This is a genomic window from Streptomyces sp. GQ60 (genome assembly GCF_059758875.1).
In genome coordinates this window covers 353,220-373,993 of record NZ_JCAXEG010000003.1, presented here as the reverse complement: position 1 = coordinate 373,993, position 20,774 = coordinate 353,220, and the positions used below count along the sequence as shown (strand labels likewise).

At 74.0% G+C, this 20,774-nt stretch carries 19 protein-coding genes and 1 riboswitch; of the genes, 8 read left to right on the top strand and 11 right to left on the bottom strand.

Annotated features, from left to right (window positions below):
- Positions 1–69 precede the first annotated feature (69 nt).
- The 3 genes from AC6CKD_RS10355 to thiO all read right to left on the bottom strand — a co-directional run bounded on the left by AC6CKD_RS10355 (position 70) and on the right by thiO (position 2,254).
- Entirely contained in the window at positions 70–864 is a 795-nt protein-coding gene (locus tag AC6CKD_RS10355) for a thiazole synthase (RefSeq protein ID WP_498326660.1), read from the bottom strand.
- A 5-nt stretch (positions 865–869) separates the two neighbouring features.
- Positions 870–1,070, bottom strand: a complete 201-nt coding sequence (gene thiS / locus AC6CKD_RS10350) for a sulfur carrier protein ThiS (protein WP_478690935.1) — start codon at positions 1,068–1,070, stop codon at positions 870–872.
- Positions 1,067–2,254, bottom strand: coding sequence for a glycine oxidase ThiO (gene thiO / locus AC6CKD_RS10345; protein ID WP_498326658.1), 1,188 nt, complete (start codon positions 2,252–2,254; stop codon positions 1,067–1,069). Before thiO ends, thiS begins: the two co-directional genes overlap by 4 nt.
- Positions 2,252–2,364: riboswitch (TPP riboswitch) on the bottom strand. (Overlaps the previous gene by 3 nt.)
- A gap of 125 nt (positions 2,365–2,489) precedes the next feature.
- On the opposite strand from thiO, the gene AC6CKD_RS10340 reads away from it, so the two are divergent.
- From AC6CKD_RS10340 to AC6CKD_RS10320, 5 genes are all read left to right on the top strand, one after another.
- Complete coding sequence (locus tag AC6CKD_RS10340; protein WP_498326657.1) at positions 2,490–3,749, top strand: NAD(P)/FAD-dependent oxidoreductase; 1,260 nt, start codon at positions 2,490–2,492, stop codon at positions 3,747–3,749.
- 363 nt (positions 3,750–4,112) lie between these two features.
- Complete coding sequence (locus AC6CKD_RS10335; RefSeq protein WP_243330105.1) at positions 4,113–4,478, top strand: Rv2175c family DNA-binding protein; 366 nt, start codon at positions 4,113–4,115, stop codon at positions 4,476–4,478.
- 88 nt (positions 4,479–4,566) lie between these two features.
- A complete protein-coding gene (thiE, locus tag AC6CKD_RS10330) occupies positions 4,567–5,217 on the top strand; it encodes a thiamine phosphate synthase (RefSeq protein WP_498326655.1) in 651 nt (216 codons plus the stop codon).
- A gap of 113 nt (positions 5,218–5,330) precedes the next feature.
- Positions 5,331–6,245 carry a methylenetetrahydrofolate reductase [NAD(P)H] gene (gene metF / locus AC6CKD_RS10325; RefSeq protein ID WP_498326654.1) on the top strand — a complete coding sequence of 305 codons (915 nt, stop codon included), beginning with the start codon at positions 5,331–5,333 and terminating at the stop codon, positions 6,243–6,245.
- Between the two features lie 51 nt (positions 6,246–6,296).
- Positions 6,297–7,202 (top strand): hypothetical protein, encoded by a 906-nt coding sequence (locus AC6CKD_RS10320; protein WP_498326653.1) that lies wholly within the window; start codon positions 6,297–6,299, stop codon positions 7,200–7,202.
- Between the two features lie 2 nt (positions 7,203–7,204).
- On the opposite strand, the gene AC6CKD_RS10315 is transcribed toward AC6CKD_RS10320, so the two are convergent.
- From AC6CKD_RS10315 to AC6CKD_RS10295, 5 genes are all read right to left on the bottom strand, one after another.
- Positions 7,205–8,602, bottom strand: coding sequence for a phytoene desaturase family protein (locus AC6CKD_RS10315; RefSeq protein ID WP_498326651.1), 1,398 nt, complete (start codon positions 8,600–8,602; stop codon positions 7,205–7,207).
- 32 nt (positions 8,603–8,634) lie between these two features.
- On the bottom strand, positions 8,635–9,258 hold the full coding sequence (locus AC6CKD_RS10310; RefSeq protein ID WP_498326650.1) for a DUF4126 domain-containing protein: 624 nt from the start codon (positions 9,256–9,258) through the stop codon (positions 8,635–8,637).
- Between the two features lie 131 nt (positions 9,259–9,389).
- A complete protein-coding gene (locus AC6CKD_RS10305) occupies positions 9,390–9,791 on the bottom strand; it encodes an SCO2097 family morphological protein (protein ID WP_498326648.1) in 402 nt (133 codons plus the stop codon).
- Positions 9,792–10,076: 285 nt separating this feature from the next.
- Entirely contained in the window at positions 10,077–10,835 is a 759-nt protein-coding gene (locus AC6CKD_RS10300) for a class I SAM-dependent methyltransferase (protein WP_498326646.1), read from the bottom strand.
- Between the two features lie 69 nt (positions 10,836–10,904).
- The gene (locus AC6CKD_RS10295) at positions 10,905–11,402 is read right to left on the bottom strand and encodes an SAV_6107 family HEPN domain-containing protein (protein WP_498326645.1); all 498 of its coding nucleotides are present in this window, start codon (positions 11,400–11,402) and stop codon (positions 10,905–10,907) included.
- A 261-nt stretch (positions 11,403–11,663) separates the two neighbouring features.
- On the opposite strand from AC6CKD_RS10295, the gene AC6CKD_RS10290 reads away from it, so the two are divergent.
- The 3 genes from AC6CKD_RS10290 to AC6CKD_RS10280 are packed head-to-tail and all read left to right on the top strand — an operon-like array spanning position 11,664 to position 15,441.
- Positions 11,664–12,716, top strand: coding sequence for an ATP-binding cassette domain-containing protein (locus tag AC6CKD_RS10290; RefSeq protein WP_498326643.1), 1,053 nt, complete (start codon positions 11,664–11,666; stop codon positions 12,714–12,716).
- The gene (locus AC6CKD_RS10285; RefSeq protein WP_498326642.1) at positions 12,688–14,772 is read left to right on the top strand and encodes a YhgE/Pip family protein; all 2,085 of its coding nucleotides are present in this window, start codon (positions 12,688–12,690) and stop codon (positions 14,770–14,772) included. Before AC6CKD_RS10290 ends, AC6CKD_RS10285 begins: the two co-directional genes overlap by 29 nt.
- A 36-nt stretch (positions 14,773–14,808) precedes the next feature.
- Positions 14,809–15,441 carry a TetR/AcrR family transcriptional regulator gene (locus tag AC6CKD_RS10280; protein WP_498326641.1) on the top strand — a complete coding sequence of 211 codons (633 nt, stop codon included), beginning with the start codon at positions 14,809–14,811 and terminating at the stop codon, positions 15,439–15,441.
- A gap of 361 nt (positions 15,442–15,802) precedes the next feature.
- Here AC6CKD_RS10280 and AC6CKD_RS10275 read toward each other — a convergent pair whose 3' ends face one another.
- From AC6CKD_RS10275 to AC6CKD_RS10265, 3 genes are read right to left on the bottom strand one after another with little or no spacing between them, the layout of a single operon-like run.
- Positions 15,803–18,238, bottom strand: a complete 2,436-nt coding sequence (locus tag AC6CKD_RS10275) for a transglutaminase TgpA family protein (RefSeq protein WP_498326640.1) — start codon at positions 18,236–18,238, stop codon at positions 15,803–15,805.
- Entirely contained in the window at positions 18,235–19,644 is a 1,410-nt protein-coding gene (locus tag AC6CKD_RS10270; protein ID WP_498326639.1) for a DUF58 domain-containing protein, read from the bottom strand. The genes AC6CKD_RS10275 and AC6CKD_RS10270 overlap by 4 nt, the downstream gene beginning before the upstream one ends.
- Positions 19,644–20,654 carry an AAA family ATPase gene (locus AC6CKD_RS10265; RefSeq protein WP_478689792.1) on the bottom strand — a complete coding sequence of 337 codons (1,011 nt, stop codon included), beginning with the start codon at positions 20,652–20,654 and terminating at the stop codon, positions 19,644–19,646. Before AC6CKD_RS10265 ends, AC6CKD_RS10270 begins: the two co-directional genes overlap by 1 nt.
- Between the last annotated feature and the right edge of the window lie 120 nt (positions 20,655–20,774).

Genomic DNA, 20,774 nt, shown 5'->3' with positions numbered 1-20,774 from the left:
CCCGGCCCGGGGCGGTTGCAGCCCACCTGTGACGTGCGTCGCCGTTGCCCGGGACCCTGCCACGCGGGGTCAGAACGCCGGGCGTTCCGGGTCAAGGTCCGCGCGACCCCGCACCGGGGACGAGGCTTCCGCGAAGCGGCGTTGGGGGATGCGGCCCGCGCGGTGGGCCAGGCGGCCCGCCGAGACCGCGTCCCGCATGGCCGCGGCCATCAGGACGGGGAGCTGCGCCCGGGTCACCGCAGAGGCGAGCATGACCGCCGCACAGCCCAGTTCCATGGCCAGGGCCACGTCCGAGGCCGTTCCGGCCCCCGCGTCCAGGATGACGGGGACCCCGGCCCGCTCCGTGATCAGCTCGAAGTTGTGCGGGTTGCGGATGCCCATGCCGGAGCCGATGGGGGAGCCGAGCGGCATGATCGCCGCGCAGCCCACGTCCTCCAGCTTCCGGGCCAGCACCGGGTCGTCGTTCGTGTAGGGGAGGACCGTGAAGCCCTCGTCGACCAGGATCTCCGCGGCGTCGAGCAGCTCGACCCCGTCCGGCAGGAGGGTCCGCTCGTCCGCGACGACCTCCAGCTTGATCCAGTCCGTACCGAGGGCTTCCCGGGCCAGCCTGGCCGTCAGTACGGCCTCGCCGGCCGTGAAGCAGCCCGCGGTGTTCGGCAGGACCGAGATGCCGAGGCGGGTCAGGACGGACAGGACCGAGCCCTGGACCGTCGGGTCGAGGCGCCGCATCGCGACCGTGGTGAGTTCCGTGCCGGACGCGACGAGCGCCCGTTCCAGGATGTCCAGGCTCGGCGCCCCGCCGGTGCCCATGATCAGGCGCGAGGAGAAGGTCCGGCCGCCGAGGGTGAAGGCGTCGTCCGCCATGGTGCTCAGCCTCCCTGGACCGCGGTGAGGACCTCGACGCGGTCGCCGTCGGTCACGGAGGTGTAGGGCCACTGGCCGCGCGGGACCACGGTCTCGTTGAGGGCGGCCGCGACCCCCTTGGTGGCCTCGGTGAGGGTGGCGACCACCGCGGCGAGCATGGTCCCGGCCGCGATCTCGCGCGGCTCGCCGTTGACGGAAATGGTCATGCGAACGACTCCTGTCGCGTGAGGGCGAATCGGCGCGGGGTGAAGGGGCGGGCGATCTCCGGCAGTTCGCCGGTGGTCAGCAGGTCCGCCATCACGTCCCCGGTCAGCGGGGTCAGCAGGACCCCGTTGCGGTAGTGCCCGGTGGCCAGGTGCAGCCCGGGGAGTTCGGTCGGGCCGAGGAGGGGGGCGTTGTCCGGCGATCCGGGCCGCAGCCCGGCCCGGGTCTCGATCAGCGGGAGCTCGGTGATCCCGGGCACCAGCTCGTGGGCGTCGCGCAGGAGTTCGTAGACCCCGCCCGCGGTGACCGTGGTGTCCCAGCCGAGTTCCTCGCTGGTGGCGCCGAGGACGAGTTCGCCGTTCTCGCGGGGCACCAGGTAGACGTGGCTGCCGCGCACGACGGCCCGTACGGTCCGCGACAGGAACGGCGCGTACGACGGCGGCACCGCGAGCCGCACCACCTGCCCCTTGACCGGCCGTACGGGGGCCACGGCCTCGGGCGGTACGCCGTCCAGCCGGCCGCTGAGCGAGCCGGCCGCCAGCACCACCTGGCCGGCGCGCAGCTCCGTGGCGCCGGCGTCGTCGAGGACCGCGCCGCTTGCCCGGTCGGCGGTGGTCAGCAGCCGCGCCGCCCCGGCGCGGTGCAGGGCGACCCCGGCCCGCTCGCAGGCGGCCAGCAGGGCGGCCGCCAGGCGGCGGGGGTCGACCTGGTGGTCGCCGTCCACGCGCAGTCCGCCGCGTACGCCCGGAGCCAGCATGGGCTCCAGGCGGCGGCACTCGCGGCCGGTCAGCCACTCGGACTCCAGGCCGCAGCGGCGCTGGAGGGCGTGCAGTTCGCGCAGGTGCAGCCGGTCGTCGGCGTCGAGGGCGACGGCGAGGGTGCCGCAGGCGCGGTAGCCGATGTCCATGCCGCCGCTGGCTTCGGCGAGCTCGGCGGCGAATTGCGGGTACCGGGCGGCGGAGGCGAGGTTGAGCCCGAGCAGGGTCTCCTCGCCGTAGTGCAGCTCGGTGACGGCGGCCAGCATCCCGGCCGCGACCTGGGCGGCGCCGCCGCCGGGGGACGGATCGGCCAGCGCGGTGCGCAGCCCGAGCCGGGCCGCCCGCCAGGCGGTGACCAGGCCGATGATGCCGCCCCCGATGACGAGGACGTCGTAGCCGGGACTCCGGCCGTTCCGATATGAATGCATGGGCGTCCAGCCCCTCCCTTCGCCGGCATGACCCGGATCAGGTTCGTACGGTCGGAGGCCGGCCAGCCTCCCTCTCAGCCCGGTGCGCCCGGACTCCCGCGATAGGTTCGGTGCCAGAGTAACGCCGAGGCCGACGGCCGGTAAGGCTGCCTCCCCGGTGCCGGTGCCCGCCCGGCCTCCGGTCGGCGCCCGCCCGCTATTCCTGACGGACCGTCAGTTGATTAGGGTGGGCCGCGTGAGCGAGCAGACGCAACAGCAGACGCAACAGCAGACGCGGCAGGCGGAAGACACTCGGCGCGGCGTGGTCATCGTCGGCGCCGGGATGGCCGGGGTCCAGACCGCGGTCGCCCTCCGGGAACAGGGCTGGACCGGCCCCGTCACCCTCCTGGGAGCCGAACCCCACCAGCCCTACGACCGGCCCCCGCTGTCCAAGGCGGTGCTCCTCGGCAAGGCCGAGGACTCGGCCTTCGACGTGGACTTCGAGGAGCTCGGCATCGAACTCCGGCTGGGGGTCGAGGTCACCGGGCTGCGGGCCGCCGACCGGGAGGTGGACACCGAGGCGGGCCCGGTCCCGTACGAGGTCCTCGTACTGGCGACCGGCGCGCTCCCGCTGACCCTGCCCGGCGCGGAGGGCGTCCCCGGCGTGCACCTGCTGCGCACCGTGGACGACGCGGCCCGGCTGCGGCCCGTCCTGGCGGCCGCCTCGGCGGTGGTGGTGGTCGGGGCCGGGTGGATCGGCGCGGAATTCGCCACGGCCGCCCGCGAGGCGGGCTGCGCGGTGACGGTGGTCGAGGCGGCCGGCCGGGTGCTGGCGGGCGCGCTGCCGGCGGAGGTCGCCGAGCCGATGGGGCGGTGGTACGCCCAGGCGGGCGCCGAACTGCTGACGGCCGCGCGGGTGGCCTCCGTGGAGCCGGGCCGGGTCCTGCTGGCCGACGGGCGGGCGCTGCCGGCCGGGGCGGTGGTGGTGGGCATCGGAGCCCGGCCGGCCACCGGATGGCTGGCGGGGTCCGGCGTGGAGCTCGGTGCGGACGGGGCGGTGGTCGCCGACGCGTGGCTGCGCACCTCGGTGCCCGGAGTGTACGCCGTGGGGGACTGCGCCTCCTTCCCGTCGCAGCGCTACGGGTCCCGGCTGCTGGTGCACCACTGGGACAACGCGCTCCAGGGGCCGCGCGTGGTGGCGGCGGACATCGTGGCCGGGGGCTCCGGGGAGCAGGTCTACGACCCGGTCCCGTACTTCTGGTCGGAGCAGTTCGGCCGCTTCGTGCAGTACGCGGGCCACCACGCCGACGCGGACGCACTGCTGTGGCGCGGCGACCCGGCGGCCGACACCTGGTCGGTGTGCTGGCTGCGGGAGGGCCGGCTGGCCGCGGTGCTCGCGGTGGGCCGCCCGCGCGACCTGGCCCAGGGGCGCCGCCTCATCGAGTCGGGCGCCCTCGTGGACCCGGCGAAGGTCGCCGACCCGGCGATCGCACTGAAGTCGACGCTCCTCGGCTGACCCGGCGGGGGCGGGGGCCCGGGGGGGCGCGGGCCGGGGGCCAGGTCCGGCCGGGGCCCGCTCCCGGCCCGGCTCCCGCGGGGGAGTCCCCTACCCGCCCTTCGCCCGTTCCCCGGGGCTGCGCCCCGGACCCCTGCCGGGGCTGCGCCCCGGACCCGTTCCCCGGGCCTTCGGGCCGGGGCTGTTCTGGGTCTTCGCCCCGGATCCGCGTCCAGGCCAGGCCCGGCCCGGCCCGGCCCGGCCGATACCGGGCCCGTTTGGGCCCCGCCCGCCGCCGTCTCCGGCCCCGCCCACGGGGCCCTCGCTCCCCGGACGGGGCCGCTCGGGTACCGGCAGTCAGTCCGAGATGGCAGGCTTGTGCCCGTGACCGAGATTGACGCAAAGATCGATGCCCTTGTTCCCGCCTGGCTGTACCTCCCCGACATCGCGGAGATGCTCGACATCGAAGTGACCAAGGTTCGCCAGTTGGTCAAGGAGGGGCAGCTGCTCGCGGTGCGCCGCGGCGAGAACCGCTCCCTCCAGGTCCCCGCGGCCTTCATCGACGGAGACAAGATCGTCAAGGGCCTGGTCGGCCTGCTGACCGTGCTCCGCGACGACCGCTTCACCGACGCGGAGATCCTGGAGTGGCTCTTCACCGCCGACGAGACCCTGCCCGGCACCCCCGTGCAGGCGCTGAGCGAGAATCGCGGCACGGAGGTGAAGCGCCGCGCTCAGGCGCTCGCCATCTGACCTGACTCCGCCTCACGCGCGGTGTGCGGGCCCCGGCCGGGGCCCGCACACCGCGTACGTACGTACGACACACCATCCGGGGGTACCCATGTCCGCCATCGCCGCCCAGCTGTCCGATGCCCGGCTCTACCTGTGCACGGACGCCCGCAAGCGGCAGGGCGACCTCCCCGAGTTCCTGGACGCCGTGCTCGCCGGCGGGGTGGACATCGTCCAGCTCCGCGACAAGGGCATGGAGGCGGGCGAGGAGCTGGAGCACCTCCAGGTCTTCGCCGAAGCGGCCCGCCGCCACGGCAAGCTGCTCGCCGTCAACGACCGGGCCGATGTCGCGCACGCCATCGGCTCGGACGTGCTGCACCTCGGGCAGGGCGACATCCCGGTGCCCGCCGCCCGCGCCGTCCTCGGCCAGGAGGTCCTCATCGGCCGCTCCTGCCACTCCGAGGCGGAGGTCGACGCGGCCGCCGCCGAGCCCGGCGTGGACTACTTCTGCACCGGCCCCTGCTGGCCCACCCCCACCAAGCCCGGCCGGTTCGCCCCCGGACTCGGCCTCGTCCGCCACGCGGCCTCGCTCGCCCAGGACCGGCCGTGGTTCGCCATCGGCGGGATCGACGCGGCGAACCTGGACGAGGTACTGGACGCCGGCGCCTCCCGGGTCGTGGTCGTACGGGCCCTCACCGAGGCCTCCGACCCCGGCGCCGCCGCGGCCGACCTGGCCAAGCGGGTCCGCGCCCGGCTCGGCTAGCTGATCCCGGCCGGGCCCGGCCGCCCGCACCGCACCGGCCGCGCCGTCTCATTTTCGCGTCCAATCCGTGGACACCGCTTCGATGTCCACCGGAGCACGTCTAACCTCCCGGTATGGCCCTTGGTACCTCTTCCACCTGGTCGGACCGTGCACACACGGTCCGCGACCTCCTCGCGTCCGGGCACTCGTACTCCTTCGAGTTCTGGGCGCCCAAGAGCGAGAAGGGCGAGCGCAACCTCTGGGACGCGCTGCGCCGGGTCGAGGCCGTGGCCCCGAGCTTCGTCTCCGTCACGTACGGGGCCGGCGGCTCCACGCGCGGCGGCACCGTACGGGCCACCGAACAGATCGCCGCGAACACCACGCTGACCCCCGTCGCGCACCTCACCGCGGTCGACCACTCGATCGCCGAGCTGCGCAATGTGATCGGCCAGTTCGCCGACGCCGGCATCCGCAACATGCTCGCCCTGCGCGGCGACCCGCCGGGCGACCCGATGGGCCCGTGGGTGGCCCACCCCGAGGGCGTGCACTTCGCCGCGGACCTGGTCCGGCTGCTCAAGGAGTCCGGCGACTTCTGCGTCGGCGTCGCCGCCTTCCCCGAGATGCACCCGCGCTCGGACGACTGGGACTCGGACATCCGGCACTTCGTGGACAAGTGCCGCGCGGGCGCCGACTACGCGATCACGCAGATGTTCTTCGATCCGGAGCACTACCTCCGGCTGCGCGACAGCGTCGAGAAGTCGGGCTGCGACACCCCGATCATCCCCGAGGTCATGCCTGTTGTGGGCATCAGGCAGCTCGACCGGCTTCCGCAACTCAGCAACGCAATCTTCCCCGCGGCCGTGAAAGAGCGCATGCTCGCGGTCAAGGACGACGCAGCCGCTGTACGCTCCATTGGCATCGAGTTCGCCACGGAGTTCTGCGCGCGGCTGCTGTCCGAGGGTGTCCCGGGGCTGCACTTCATCACGCTGAACAATTCCACGGCGACGCTGGAGATCTACGAGAACTTGGGCCTGCACCAGCGGGCCTGATCGGCCGGCCCCCGTTCCCCGGGCGGGCGGCCGTACCGAGAGGTGCCCCGCATGGGAATGACGGTCCTCTACATCGCGTTCGGCTTCGTCGCGCTGTGGCTGCTTGCCGAGGTCCTGATGCAGTACAAGGCCCGGTTGCGCTGGCGCCTGCTCGCCTTCGCCGGTTTCGTCGGCGTGGTCGCCGGTGTCGTGCTGCCGTCGGTGCTCGTCATCGGGGCCGGAGCCGTCGCGTTCGCGATCGGCCAGACGCTGGTGACCCTCTCCTTCCGCAAGGGCTTCGTGTCCGGCTGGGCGCTGCGCCGCGGCAAGGACCCCGAGCCCGAACTCCCGCAGAGCCGGCGCCGCCGGGCCGCGGGCGGACCGCGCCCGGAGCCGGCCCTGGAGGTGACGGCCCTGGAGTACGGGTCCGGCCCGGCCGGCGGCGAGAACTTCGACGACGAGCCCGGCGCGTTCACCGCGGGGGCCGTGCGCGAACACGTCCAGGAGTTCCACCCCCCGCAGCCGGCGACCGGTGCGGCCGCTCCGTACGGCGGCCCCGGCGGGCCCGGCGCCTTCGCCTCGCCGTTCGGCTCGCCCGTGGCCCCGGCCGAGCAGGACGCCCACCAGTACGCGGCGTACTACGACCCGCAGACCCAGGGCGGCTACGACTACACCACCGGCTACCCGGCCCCCGGCGAGCAGCAGGTCTACGCCGCCTACTCGGACCCGTACATCGGCACCGGCGGCGCCGTCGCCCCGCAGCAGCCGTTCGGCTACGAGAGCCAGTACGGCGGCGGGTACGCCCAGGACCCGTACGCGACCGGGCAGCACGGGCAGTACTCCATGGACACCCCGCCCGGCGGGGTCTGGGTCCCGCAGCAGCGCGACGCGAACCAGCCCTACCCGGCGGAGGAGCAGCAGCAACCGCAGCCGTACCCGTACCAGGGCACGGGCGAGTACGAGCAGTACCGCTACTAGGCCTAGCGGGAGCCGCGGAAGTCCGCGCCCTCCACGATCAGCCCGGCCACCAGGGCCCCCGTCATCCCCGCGTGCGCCAGCCCGCCGCCCGGGTGCGCCCAGCCGCCGGCCAGGTACAGCCCGGGCACGGCGGTGGTGTTCGCCGGGTGCAGCAGCCGGCCGCCGGCACCGGCCAGCGCGGGCGCGGGCACGTCCGCCGAACCCGTGACCGCCGCCACGTCGGCCGGGGTGCGCAGCTCGTGCCACAGCAGCCGCTCCCGCAGCCCGGGGACGACGCGGGCGGCCGCCGTCAGCAGCTCCTCGGCGCAGGGAGCGGGCGCGGACCCAGCGGTCAGCACGGCGTGCACGGTGACCGCCTCGTGCTCGGAGTCCGGCCGGGCAGCCGGGTCGTCGGGGCGCAGCACGGTGACGTGGCCGGCCAGCGTGCGGTGCGCGGCCCCGTCCTCGCGGGCCCCGCGCAGCGCGGCGAACAGGGTGTACCAGCGGGCCGGTTCCGCCGTACGGGCGGGCGCGGAGCCCGGGGCGAGCGGGATCCGCAGCCCACCGGGGTCGGCCGCGCAGACCACGTGGTCGGCCGCGACCTCGGTGCCGTCGGCCGTCACCAGTCCGGCCGCCCGGCCCTCGCGCACCAGGACCTCCCGCACCTCGGTGTCGAACTCGAAGACGACCTTCCGTTCCAGGCACCGCTCGTACACGGCGGTGGCCAGCTCCCGGACCCCGCCGCGCACGTACCAGCTGCCGAAGGTCTGCTCCATGTAGGGCAGCACCGCCGCCGAGGCGGGCGCGGTCGCGGGATCGACCCCGTACGCCCGTACGCGCGCGGTGAGCAGCTCGTCGAAGCCGCCGCCGCCGAGCTCGCGGGCGGCGACCTCGGCCAGGGTCGGCGGCCGGCGGCGCAGCAGTCCGCTCCCGCGCAGCGCGGGGTACGGATCGCGGCCCAGCGCCGCCCGGTCCGGGTGCAGCGGCTCCTCCAGGAGCGGCCGGCGGGTGGCGTCCCAGGCGTCCCGGGCGCGGCCCAGGACCGCGCTCCAGCGATCCCCGGAGCCGGGCCCGAAGACCGCGTCGACCGCGGCGGCGGCGCCACCGTGCGAGCCGCCCGGGAAGGTGACGGTGCGGCCGTCCGGGAGGACGTAGCGGACGGCGGGGTCGATCTGGACCAGCTCCGCGCACTCCTCCAGCGGGCGCTTGCCGGTCTTGACGAACAGATCGCGGTAGACGGCGGGCAGGTGCACCAGCCCGGGGCCGGTGTCGAAGGCGAAGCCGTCGCGGGCGTACCGGCCGACGGCTCCGCCGTAGGTCGTCCCGCGCTCGTACACCGTCACCTGATGTCCGGCCACGGCCAGCCGTGCCGCCGTCGCCATCGCGCCCATCCCGGCGCCGATCACCGCAATTCGTGCCATGCGGCTGAGCCTACCGAGCGACGCGGGCGACCTTAGGACCGGCCTTTCGGAGCGGGCCGGACCTCCCCGGCCAGTCTCTTCTCCTCGCGGCGCTGGGCCCGGCGGCGCAGGAAGCGGCGGATCCGGGCCCATAGGTAGATCAGCAGGGCGAGTCCGATGATCAGCAGGACGGCGCAGATGATCGCCGCGGCCTCCGGATTGAACATCGCGAAGGTGACGATCCCGCCCACGCCGAGGTCCTCGGCGGTGCTCACGATGACGTTGCTGAACGGCTCGGGTGATGTGTTGATCGCCATGCGCGTGCCGGCCTTGACGAAATGGCTGGCCAGGGCCGTGGTGCCGCCGACGGCGCCGGCGGTGATGTCGGAGAGCGAGCCGCTCTGCCCGGCCAGGAGTGCGCCGACCACCGCGCCGGACACCGGGCGGATCACGGTGTGGACGGTGTCCCAGAGGGAGTCCACGTACGGGATCTTGTCGGCGACCGCCTCGCAGAGGAAGAGGGCTGCCGCCACGATCAGCACGTCGGTGCGTTGCAGGGACGCGGGGACCTCGTCGGTCAGGCCGGTCCTGCCGAAGATGCCGAGCAGCAGGACCACGGCGTACGCGTTGATCCCACTGGCCCAGCCGCTGGTGAAGACCAGAGGGAGCACACTCATCTGATCATCATGTCCCAGAAGCCGCGATCCGGCGCTGAATCGGTGAGTGGGCACGGAAGCGAGCCGGCGCATGGATGCAGGGACGGCCGCCTTCCGGCGGCCGTCCCTGCACCCGAGTCTGTCGGTGGGGCCTACTGCCCCTGTTCGTCACGGCGGCGCTGCCACCGTTCCTCGATACGGCCCATCATCGACCGACGCTGCCGGTTCTGCCCTTGGGCCGAACCGCCTGCACTACCGGAGGCGGGCTGCTCACCAGGCTTGGGTGCCTTGCGCCAACCGGTGACCACGAGCACCGTACAGCCCAGCATGACGAGGAATCCCACCACGCTGATCCACAGTACGTTCGGCACGATCACACCGGTCATGAGGAGCGCGACACCCACCACAATGCCTGCGACTGCCTGGTAGACCCGTCGCCGGGTGTACGTGCGCAGTCCGCTTCCCTCAAGCGCTGTAGCGAATTTGGGATCTTCGGCGTACAGCGCTCGCTCCATCTGCTCGAGCATTCGCTGCTCGTGCTCCGAGAGCGGCACGGGAGTCCTCCTCATCCGTCGGTCGCGGGGGGTAGCGACCAGGGGTCCCCTTCAGGATAGGCGGGGAATCGCCCCCGTGATACCCGCCCTCTACGCCACGTTCTAAAAAAACACTGCCCGTAAAAAGTACCGGTTGGGGAATGCTCAGCGCCGTCTTGAACGGCCCACTGAGGGCGTTATTCCCCAGAGGTCCGCTCGGCATGCCGGGCGCTGACCCCGATCATACGGGTCACGACGCCGGTTCGGAGGGTGAGTGGCGCACCGCGTTCCCGGAAGCTCCGCAGATCAGGCGGGCTTCTCGCCGAGGACGTGGAGCTGCGTGGCGACCGCGTGGAACGCGGGGAGCTCGGCGGCGGCCTCCTCCAGCCGCAGCAGGGCCTCGACGGCGCCCGGCTCGGTGTCCACCAAGACGCCCGGCACGAGGTCGGCGAAGATCCGGACCCCGTGCACCGCGCCCACGGCCAGGCCGGCCTCGGAGACCAGCGCGGAGAGCTGCTCGGCCGTGAAGCGGCGCGGTACCGGATCGCCCGCGCCCCAGCGGCCGGCCGGGTCGGTCAGGGCCGTACGGGCCTCCGTGAAGTGCCCGGCCAGGGCGCGGGCCAGGACGGCCCCGCCCAGTCCGGCGCCGAGCAGGCTGAGGATGCCGCCGGCGCGCAGGGCGGCCACGGCGTTGGCCACGCCCTCGGCCGGGTCGTCCACGTACTCCAGCACGCCGTGGCAGATCACCACGTCATAGGAATCGCGGTCGACGACGTCGAGCAGGCCCTGGGCGTCGCCCTGTACTCCTCGGACCAGGTCGGCCACGCCGGCTTCGGCCACCCGGCGCTCCAGGCCGAACAGCGCGTTGGGGCTCGGGTCGACCACCGTGACCCGGTGGCCGAGGTGGGCCACCGGCACGGCGAACTTGCCCGTACCGCCACCCGTGTCGAGCACGTCCAGCACGTCCCGCCCGGTCGCCTTCACCCGGCGGTCGAGCGCCTCCTTGAGGACCTCCCACACCACGGCGGTGCGGAGGGAGGTGCGGGGGCGGGAAGTGTCCGACACGGCTGATGGCTCCTCGGCACGTTGGTGAGCGGTCGCTGCCCACCCTATGGCCTCTCGCTGCCGGGCAGGTCATCCCGCGTCCGGACGCTCCGCACGCGGTAGCGGCAGGCTCTGCGCCGGGCGGGCCTGTGCAGGCGGGCGGAGCGCGAGCATCCGCTCCACCAGGCGCAGGAACATCGCGACGGCACGCACCAGATCGTCCGCGTCCCGGCCGGTGGCCGCGCCCGCTATGCCGGCCTCCGCCCGCGCCCGGCGGGCCGCGCCGGAGGCGAAGAGCGCGCTCCACTCGGTCAGTTCGGGCGCTATCTCCGGGAGCACCTCCCACGCGCTGCGGATCCGAGGCCTGCGCCGGGGACGCACCGGCTCGGGCCGCCCGCGCACGGCGAGCACGGCCGCGGCGGCGCGCAGAGCGGCGAGGTGGGCGGTGGCGTACCGCTCGTTGGGCCGGGTCAGCCGGGCGGCTTCGGCCAGGCCCTCGTGGGCCTTGGCGAGCAGGTCGAGGGCGGCGGGGGGTGCCGCGGACTTCCGGGGGACGGGGTGAACAGGGGACGGGGACGGTGTGGCCATGACGAACCTCCTGTCGTTGCGCGCGGTGCTCGTCGCGTGCGCCGCGCGCTGCCTGTTGTCGCTCTGGTCTCACTTCTTGCGGATTGCGCTGTTCTTGTCTGCCGTCATGGTGACGGCCCCCACTGACAATCGCTCTGACCTGCGATTTCGTCCCCGAGTCCCAGGTAGGGGCCGGGCAACTGCCGCCCGCTGGGCAGCGGATGCCGACGGGGAGGTGCTAGTTTTTGAACTGACCAGTCAGTTCAAAAGGAGGGGGAGGGCGTGGACAGCCCGCACGGCGCGGCCGTCAAAGCCGAGGACTTCGGAGTCAAGGGCCCGCGCGGCTGGGTGTTCCGGGGGATCGGGATCGACGCGGCGCCCGGCTCGCTCATCGCGGTCGAAGGCCCCTCCGGCAGCGGGCGGACGTGCCTGCTCCTCGCCCTCACCGGGCGGATGAAGCCCACCGAGGGCCACGCCGAGATCGGCCGGCACCGGCTGCCGAAGAAGATGGCCGCGGTCCGCCGCATCGCCGCCCTCGGCCCGGTACCCGGGGTCAACGACCTCGACCAGGCCCTCACCGTCGCCGAGCAACTGCGCGAGGGCGCCCTCCTCCAGCGCCGCTACGACGGCCCCGTCCGCGCCCTGCTCCGCCCGCGCGGCGAGCGGCGCGCCGCCACCGCGGCCCGGATCGACGCGGCGCTGGCCGCCGCCGGACTGGACCTCGAGACCCTGCCGAAGGGGCCGCGCACCTCCGTACGGGACCTGGAACGGCTGGAATCCGTACGCCTGTCGGTGGCCATCGCGCTGCTCGCCTCGCCTCGCCTGCTCGCCCTGGACGACCTGGACATCAAGCTGTCGGCCGCCGAGCGCGCCGAGGTCTGGGACCTTCTCCGCTCCCTCGCCGCCCGCGGGACCACGGTCCTCGCCGTGTGCAGCGAGGCCCCGGCCGACGCGACGGTCCTGCGCACCGGCCCGGCCGTGGAACCCGCCGCGGATCCGGCGGGCGAACCGGCCGGGGATCCGGCCGTGGGCCGGGCCGTGAATCCCGTCCCCCTCACGGACCGGGCAACGGACCCGGCCCCGGACTCCGCCGCCGGCCGGGCCGCGGCACCGGCCGCGGGATCCGCCGTGCTGCCCCGGCCCACGGACTCCAAGGTCACCTGGGGCGCCCGGGCCGCCGCCCCGCACGGCGCCGACGGCACGGCCGACGCCGACACCACGGCCACCGCGCACGACGCCGACGACTCGGCCACCGCGCACGACACGGACGCCGCGCACGCCGCGCACGACACGAAGGGGGACGACGATGCGCTCGCCGAAGCTGGCCGCGCTTGAGCTGAAGCGGTTCGGGCGGGGGAAGCTGCCCCGGGCCGCCCTCGTCTCACTGCTCCTGCTGCCGCTGCTCTACGGAGCCCTGTACCTGTGGTCCTTCTGGGACCCGTACAGCCGCCTCGACAAGGTGCCCGTCGCCCTCGTCAACTCCGACCGGGGCGCCACCGTCGACGGGAAGCAGATCGACGCCGGCGGGGAGATCACCCGCAAACTGCACGACAGCAAGACCTTCGACTGGCGCGAGGTGAGCGCCGAGGAGGCGGCCGAGGGGCTGGAGAACGGCACGTACTACCTCTCCCTCACCATGCCCGCCGACTTCAGCGCGAAGATCGCCTCCAGCTCGGGCGAGGACCCCGCCACCGGAGCCCTCCAGGTCCGCACCAACGACGCGAACAACTACATCGTCGGCTCGATCTCGCGCACGGTCTTCTCGGAGGTCCGCTCGGCGGCGTCCACCAACGCCTCCCGCGGCTTCCTCGACAAGATCTTCGTGAACTTCTCCGACCTCCACGGCAAGACCGCCGAGGCCGCCGACGGGGCCGACAAGCTCACGGACGGTGCGGGCAAGGCGCAGAAGGGCGCCAAGGACCTCGCCGACGGCCTGGACACGGCGAAGGAGAAGAACGGCGAGCTCACCGGCGGTCTGAAGAAGCTGAACGGGGCCGCCGGACAGCTGGAGACGGGTACGAAGGACATCGCGGCCGGCACCCAGAAGCTCGCCGACAAGGTCGGCGGCGCCGCGGACAAGGCCCGTCCCTTCCTCAAGGACCCCAAGAACCTCGCGGACAGCGCCGAACTCGTCGCCGACACCGCCCGGGTCGTCAACAACCACCTCGAAGCCTTCGCGAAGGCGGCCCCGGCCGCCGCCACCGTCACCCAGCGCGTCGCCACCGGCGCCGCCGACGTCTACGCGAAGACCTGCACCACCGGCGCCAAGCCGGTCCCCGACACCTGCCCGCAGCTGAAGAAGCTCAAGGACGACGCCGCCGAAGCCGCCGAACTCGCCGGTGACGTCGACACCCTCGTCAAGAACGCCAACGGTGACCTCGGCACCCTCCGCAAGCAGCTCACCGACCTGGAGCGCCAAGCCCGCCTCCTCGTCACGAAGGCCCCCGGCCTCTCCGCGGACCTGGACGCGGCGGTCACCCAGGTGAACGCCCTCAACGACGGCGCCCACAAGGTCGCCACCGGCATGTCCAAGCTGCACACCGGCATCGGCTCCGCCACCACGGGCTCCGGCGAACTCGGCGCGGGCGTCGGCAAGCTCGGCGCCGGCGCGCACGACCTCGACGGCGGCCTGGTCAAGCTCGTCGACGGCAACGGCGAACTCGCCGGCGGCCTGCACGACGGCGCGGGCAAGATCCCCGCCTACGACCAGCAGCAGCGCGACGCCCGCACCGAGGTCATGGCCGACCCGGTACGGCTCGCCAGCGAATCCCTGCACAAGGCGCCCAACTACGGCACCGGCTTCGCCCCGTACTTCATCCCGCTGTCCCTCTGGGTCGGTGCGATGGTCGCCTACATGCTGATCGCCCCGCTGAACCGGCGGGCGCTCGCCGCCGGCGCCTCGCCCTGGCGGATCGCCCTCGCGGGCTGGCTGCCCGTGGCCGGGATCGGCGCGGCACAGGTGGGCGCACTGATGTCCGTACTGCACTGGGGACTCGGCCTGGAGATGGCCCGGCCGGCGCTCACCGTCGGCTTCCTGATGCTGGTCACCGGCTGCTTCGCCGCGATCGTCCAGTGGCTCAACGCCAAGTTCGGCGCCGCCGGCCGGATCCTGGTCCTGGCCGTCCTGATGCTCCAGCTCACCTCGGCGGGCGGTACCTACCCCGTCCAGACCAGCCCGGGCTTCTTCAACGCCGTCCACCCCTACCTGCCGATGTCCTACGTGGTCGAGAGCCTGCGCCGGCTCATCACCGGCGGCGACCTCGCCCCGGTCTGGGAGGGCTGCCTGGTCCTCACCGCCTTCACGGCGGGTGCCCTGGCCCTGACCGCCCTCGCCGCCCGCGGCAAGCAGGTGTGGACGATGGACCGGCTGCGCCCGGAACTGAGCCTGTAGCCCGAAGGGACAGGTCGACCTGTGAGAATCAGCGCCATGGAAAGCAGCAGCACCGGTACGGCCACGGGCGGCGGACGCCGCCAGGCCACACGGCAGAAGCTCTACGAAGCGGCCGTCACCCTCATAGCGGAGCAGGGATTCTCCGCGACGACGGTCGACGAGATCGCCGAGCGGGCGGGCGTGGCGAAGGGCACCGTCTACTACAACTTCGCCAGCAAGAACGACCTCTTCGAGGAGCTGCTGCGGCACGGCGTCGGACTCCTGACCGAGTCCCTGCGGACGGCGGCGGAATCGACCGAGGCCAGGGGCGGGACCCGGGTGGAGGCGCTCGACGAGATGATCCGGGCCGGCCTGGTCTTCATCGACCGGTACCCCGCCTTCACCCAGCTCTACGTCGCCGAGCTGTGGCGCACCAACCGGACCTGGCAGTCCACGCTGATGGTCGTCCGGCGGGAGGCCGTCGCCGTCGTGGAGACGGTGCTCCGCGAAGGCGTGGAACGGGGCGAGCTCAGCGCGGAGATCGACGTGCCGCTGACGGCCGCGGCGCTGGTGGGGATGGTGCTGGTGGCGGCGCTGGACTGGCAGTCCTTCCAGAGCGAGCGGTCGCTGGACGACGTGCACTCGGCGCTGTCGCTGCTGTTGCGGGGCCGGGTGAGCGGGAACCGCTGACGGGCGACCGCCCGCCGGTGCCCCCCGATCGGCGGTGCCGCGGGGGCGGCGGGGCCGCGTAGAACTGGTGGGGCGGGTGAGTATCCGTACCTAGGCACGGAAATGAGTATCCGCGCGGATGGGCGCGGGGCGCGTTTTCGCCAGACTGGGGGCTGCGGACAGGGACCCGGGCCGCACCGCCGACACGGGGCGGCAGGTGCGGACCGGGTCTCTCTGGCCGACGGGGGCGGGAACACGGCCGAGGCCGGGGCTCGGGGGGATCGAGCCCCGGCCTCGGCCGTTTCGCGTGTTCCGGGTGCGAAGCCCGCCCCGCCCGCCCCTCGAACGCCGCGAGGCTGGATCCGTTCGGCCCGCCCCGCCGTCAGCCGCGGCCGCGCAGCGGGAGCCGGGTCCGGAAGCGCGCCGTGGCCGAGGCCGCGCGGCCGGCCAGCGCCGACCACCGGGCCGAGGCCGCCCAGCCGACCCGCGCCGCCGAGCGGGGGAAGAGCAGCGCGCGCAGCCGGGCCTGGCGGGACACCCCGGCAAGGAGCCCGGCGCGGGCCAGCAGGACGTCCTGCGCCGACTCCCCGTACGAGGGGTCGGCACCGGGCGGAGCGTAGAGCGCGTGCTCCACCGCGCCCGCGATCCGGCCCACGGCATCGGCCGCCGCCGGATCCAGCCGGCCCAGCGACACCACCCGGTCCGCCGCCCCCCGGGGGGACAGCGCCTCGTCCGGGAGGATCCCGACGTCCCACGCCGCGTCGCCCAGCTCCCGCCAGGCGGCCAGCACCTGCCCCGAGCCGAGCCGCCGCGCCCGCAGCCGCCGGCGCCACAGGAACGGCAGCAGCGGCGGGGCCAGCAGCAGGATGCCGACGGCCGTCCACGCCAGGACGGTGCCCGCCGAGGGGCCGTCTCCCCCCGCGCCCGCGGCGCCCTGCGCCGCGGCCGGACCGCACTCGCCCAGCTTCTTCTGGTCCGCGGGGCAGTCCTCCGCCTTCGAGGGCCCGGCCGAAGGCTGCGCCGCGCTCGCGGAGGGGGCCGTCGACGGAGCGCTCGGGCGGGTGTCCGGGACGGCGGGCCGGCTGTAGTCCGGCAGCGTGATCCCCGACCGGGGCGTCGGCTCGAAGCGGGTCCATCCCACGCCCTCGAAGTACAGCTCGGGCCAGGCGTGCGCGTCCCGCATCGAGACGTCGACGACGCCGTCGGACTGCTTCACCCCGGGGGTGAACCCGACCGCGACCCGCGCCGGGATCCCGAGCGTGCGCGCCATCGAGGCCATCGAGAAGGCGAAGTGGACGCAGAAGCCCTCCTTGTCGGTGAGGAACTTGGCGATGGCCTGCGAACCCGTACCCGAGGACACCTTCGTGTCGTAGCGGAACCCGCCGCTCACGGCGAAGTAGTCCTGGAGTTTGACCGCCGCCGAGTAGTCGTCCTTCGTGCCGCGCGTCACCTCGCGGGCCCTCTGGACGACGACCGCCGGCAGGTTGTCCGGGACCTTCGTGTACTCGGCCGCGATCTCGGGATTCGCCGCCGGCGCGCTCCGCAACTGCTCGGCCGTCGGGTTCAGCAGCAGGCTCCGCACCGAGTACTGCACGCCCTGGGCGTTCTGGAACTTGTCCTTGCCCAGCTGGTCCCCGACGAGCGTCCGCCCGGCCGGCTCGAACCGCCACTTCCCGGCGATGTCCACCCCCGTCGCGGGATACGGCATCGGCAGGTAGCGCTGTGCGTACGTCTGTGCCGAGGAGATGAAGGTCTGCACCTCGGTCGCGCCGTTCAGCACGCTCTCGCTCACCCCCGGCGGGTTCGGCATCCGCTTCGGGACGTCGGTCAGGGCCCGCCCCGAGGCCTCCCACTTGACGCCGTTGAACTCGTCGAGCGCCAGGATCCGCAGGTACTGCTCGCTGAGCTGGGGACTGTCCGTGCGGTACCGCAGGACCACCCGGTTGTCCTGGGTGTTCAGGCTGCTCTGCAAGGAGACGAGCGGGTTGACCGCCTGGATCGAGGGGCCGAGGCCGTTGCCCTCGCCCTCGCCCGCGCCGCCGCCCGGGCCCAGTACTCCGGTGCCCAGCGAGGGCAGCACCGCCGGCACCGCCAGCGCCAGACCCAGCGCGACCGCGCCGATCCGCCGCCCGGTGCGCACCGGGGCGAGCGCCCGTCCGCCGCCCGAGTATCCGGCCGCCACCTGGCCGCGCGAGGACGGAGCGGCGGTGCCGAAGACCCGGCCCCACTGTGCGAGCCGGTCGCGGCCCTCGGCCAGCAGGAGCATGAGGTAGCCGGCACCGGCCAGCAGGAAGGAGATCCAGGAGGCGCCGCCGGAGCCGGTGGCCGCGCCCGACAGGCCGGCCGCCACCGAGTACAGCGCGAGCAGCGGCAGCCCGGCCGCCGCGGCCGTCCGCACGGTCACCGCCAGCAGGTCCACCAGCAGCCCGATCAACAGCACCCCGGACACCAGCAGGAGTCGGATCCCGTCCGTCAGGGGGGCCGGCATCGAGAACTCGTTCACGTCCTGCACGCCCTGGCGGAACAGCGCGCCGAAGTCCGTCACGAGGTAGTCCAGCAGCCCGTCGCCGGCGGCGGACCGCATCTTCCCGCCGAACAGCAGCATCAGCACCAGCAGCGATACGAGGAGCTGCGCCGCCACGGTCAGCGTCCGGGCCAGCGGCACCCGCCGCGCCGCCGCGCCCACCGCGCTCTGCAGCGCCAGCAGCAGCGCCGCCTGCGGCAGCCAGCCGCCCGATTCCACCAGCGGGTCCAGCGACCAGGCGGTGAACAGCGTCGCCAGAGCCGCGAAGACCGTCAGTCTCGCCCGCCCGCTCATCCCCAGCCCCCCGCCGAACCCGAACCGCCGACCGTGCCGATCGGCGCGTTGCCCGCCTGTCGCCACAACTCCCCGAAGGCCGCCCCGGCCGGGACGGCCAGCGCCGTCCAGCCCGCGTCGCGCAGCCCGCCCAGGCGCTCCGCCAGCGGAAGCAGCCCCCGCGCCGTCACCGAAGCCGGCGCCGGCGGACGCCCGGACCGGTCCGCGGAGTCCAGTACGAACGCCACGGCGCCGCCGCCGCGCCGGCACATCTTGGCCGCCAGTCCCGTCTGTACGTCGTCCATGTCTCCGAAGAAGGCGATGAGGAGCCCGTCTCCGCCCGCTCCGCCGAAGCCACTGCCGGCGCCGTTGCTCCGTACCGCGTCACACGCCCGCGAGAGCCCCGCGCCGTCGGAGTGGCCGACCACCGCGAGGGTGTCCATCATGAGGCCCGCCGCCTCGGCGGACTCCTGCCCGCCGGAGGTGAAGCCGCCGCCCTCGCGGGGCACGCAGTCCCCGGTGTCGGTCAGCAGCCGTACCGAGAAGCCCTGCTCCAGCAGGTGCACCAGGGCCGAAGCGGCGGCGGAGACGGCCCACTCGAAGGCCGAGTCGGGGCCGGCGCCCTCGTAGGCGAGGCGCCGGGTGTCCAGCAGCACGGTGGCCCGGCTGCGCTGCGGCTGCTCCTCGCGGCGCACCATCAGCTCGCCGTAGCGGGCGGTGGAGCGCCAGTGCACGCGGCGCAGGTCGTCGCCGCGCCGGTAGCCGCGCGGGATCACGTCGTCCTCGCCCGCCAGGGCCAGCGAGCGCCGGCTGCCGTCGCCGTAGCCGGAGGACTCGCCGGTGAAGCGGACCAGCGGCAGCGCCTCGGTGCGCGGGATGACGGTGAGGGTGTCGTAGGCGGAGAAGGAGCGGGTCAGCTCGACCAGCCCGAAGGGGTCGGTGAGGCGCAGCTGGAGCGGGCCCAGCGGATAGCGGCCGCGCAGATCGGAGCGGACCCGGTACGACACCTCGCGGCGGCCGCCCGGCTCCACCCGGTCCAGAACGAAGCGCGGCCGGGGCCCCAGCACGTACGGCACCCGGTCCTGGAGCATCAGCAGCCCGGTCGGCATCCGGGAGGTGTTGTCCAGCCGGAGCTGGACCCGGGCCTCGGAGCCGGCGGGCACCCGCATCGGGGTCAGCCTGCGGCTGCCGGAGACCCGGTGGCGGGTGCGGTGCAGGGCCAGGACGCAGAGCAGCGGCAGCACGGCGAGCAGCAGCCCGACCCGGAGCAGCTCGGACTGGCCGAGGACGTACGCGCACAGCCCGGCGGCGATTCCGGCGGCCAGGAAGGACCGGCCGCGGGTGGTCAGCCCGGCCAGCGACGCGCGCAGCCCGGCGCCGTCCTCCGGACCCCGGCCGCCCGCGCCGTGCGGGGCGCCGGCGCTCATCAGAAGCCCCGGATGCCCGCGCCGGGCGGGATTTCGCCGCGCGCGGGCGCGGCCGGTACGGGCGTGCGCTGGAGGATGTCCGCGACGACCTGCTCGGCGGTGCGCCGGCTCAGCTGGGCCTGCGCGGTGGGCAGCAGCCGGTGCGCGAGCACCGGTCCGGCCAGGGCCTGGACGTCGTCGGGCAGTACGTAGTCCCGCCCGGCCAGGGCGGCGGAGGCCTTCACGGCCCGCAGCAGGTGCAGGGTCGCGCGGGGCGAGGCGCCCAGGCGCAGGTCCGGGTGGCTGCGGGTGGCGGAGACCAGGTCGACGACGTAGCGCCGGACGGGCGCGGCCACGTACACCTCGCGCACGGCCTCGATGAGCTTGCCGATGTCGTGGGCGTGCGCGACGGCCGTCAGATCGTCGAGCGGGGAGAGCCCGCCGTGCACGTCGAGCATCCGGAGCTCGGCCTCGGGGCTGGGGTAGCCCACCGAGACCCGGGCCATGAAGCGGTCGCGCTGGGCCTCGGGGAGGGGGTAGGTGCCCTCCATCTCCACCGGGTTCTGGGTGGCGACCACCATGAAGGGGCTCGGCAGCGTGTAGGTGGTGCCGTCGATGGTGACCTGGCGCTCCTCCATCGACTCCAGCAGCGCGGACTGGGTTTTGGGGGAGGCGCGGTTGATCTCGTCGCCGATGACGATCTGCGCGAAGATCGCGCCCGGCTTGAACTCGAACTCCCGGCGCTGCTGGTCGTAGATGCTCACGCCGGTGATGTCCGAGGGCAGCAGGTCCGGGGTGAACTGGATCCGCTGGACCGAGCAGTCGATGGACTTGGCGAGCGCCTTGGCCAGCATCGTCTTGCCGACACCGGGGACGTCCTCGATCAGCAGGTGGCCCTCGGCGAGCAGGACGGTCAGCGCGAGGCGGACCACTTCGGGCTTGCCCTCGATCACGCTCTCGATCGATTCCCGCACCTGCTGCGCCGTGCTGGTCAGATCCGCGAGGCTCGCTCGGTCGTCATACGTGGTCACCTGGTTCTCCTCGACCCTTTCCCAGGGCCGGCGCCCCATGGCGCATGACCGGCCCACCCCGAAACACCTCAGAAACCGCGAGCTATCAAGACACGGACACCGGCCCGGAAGCGATTCCGG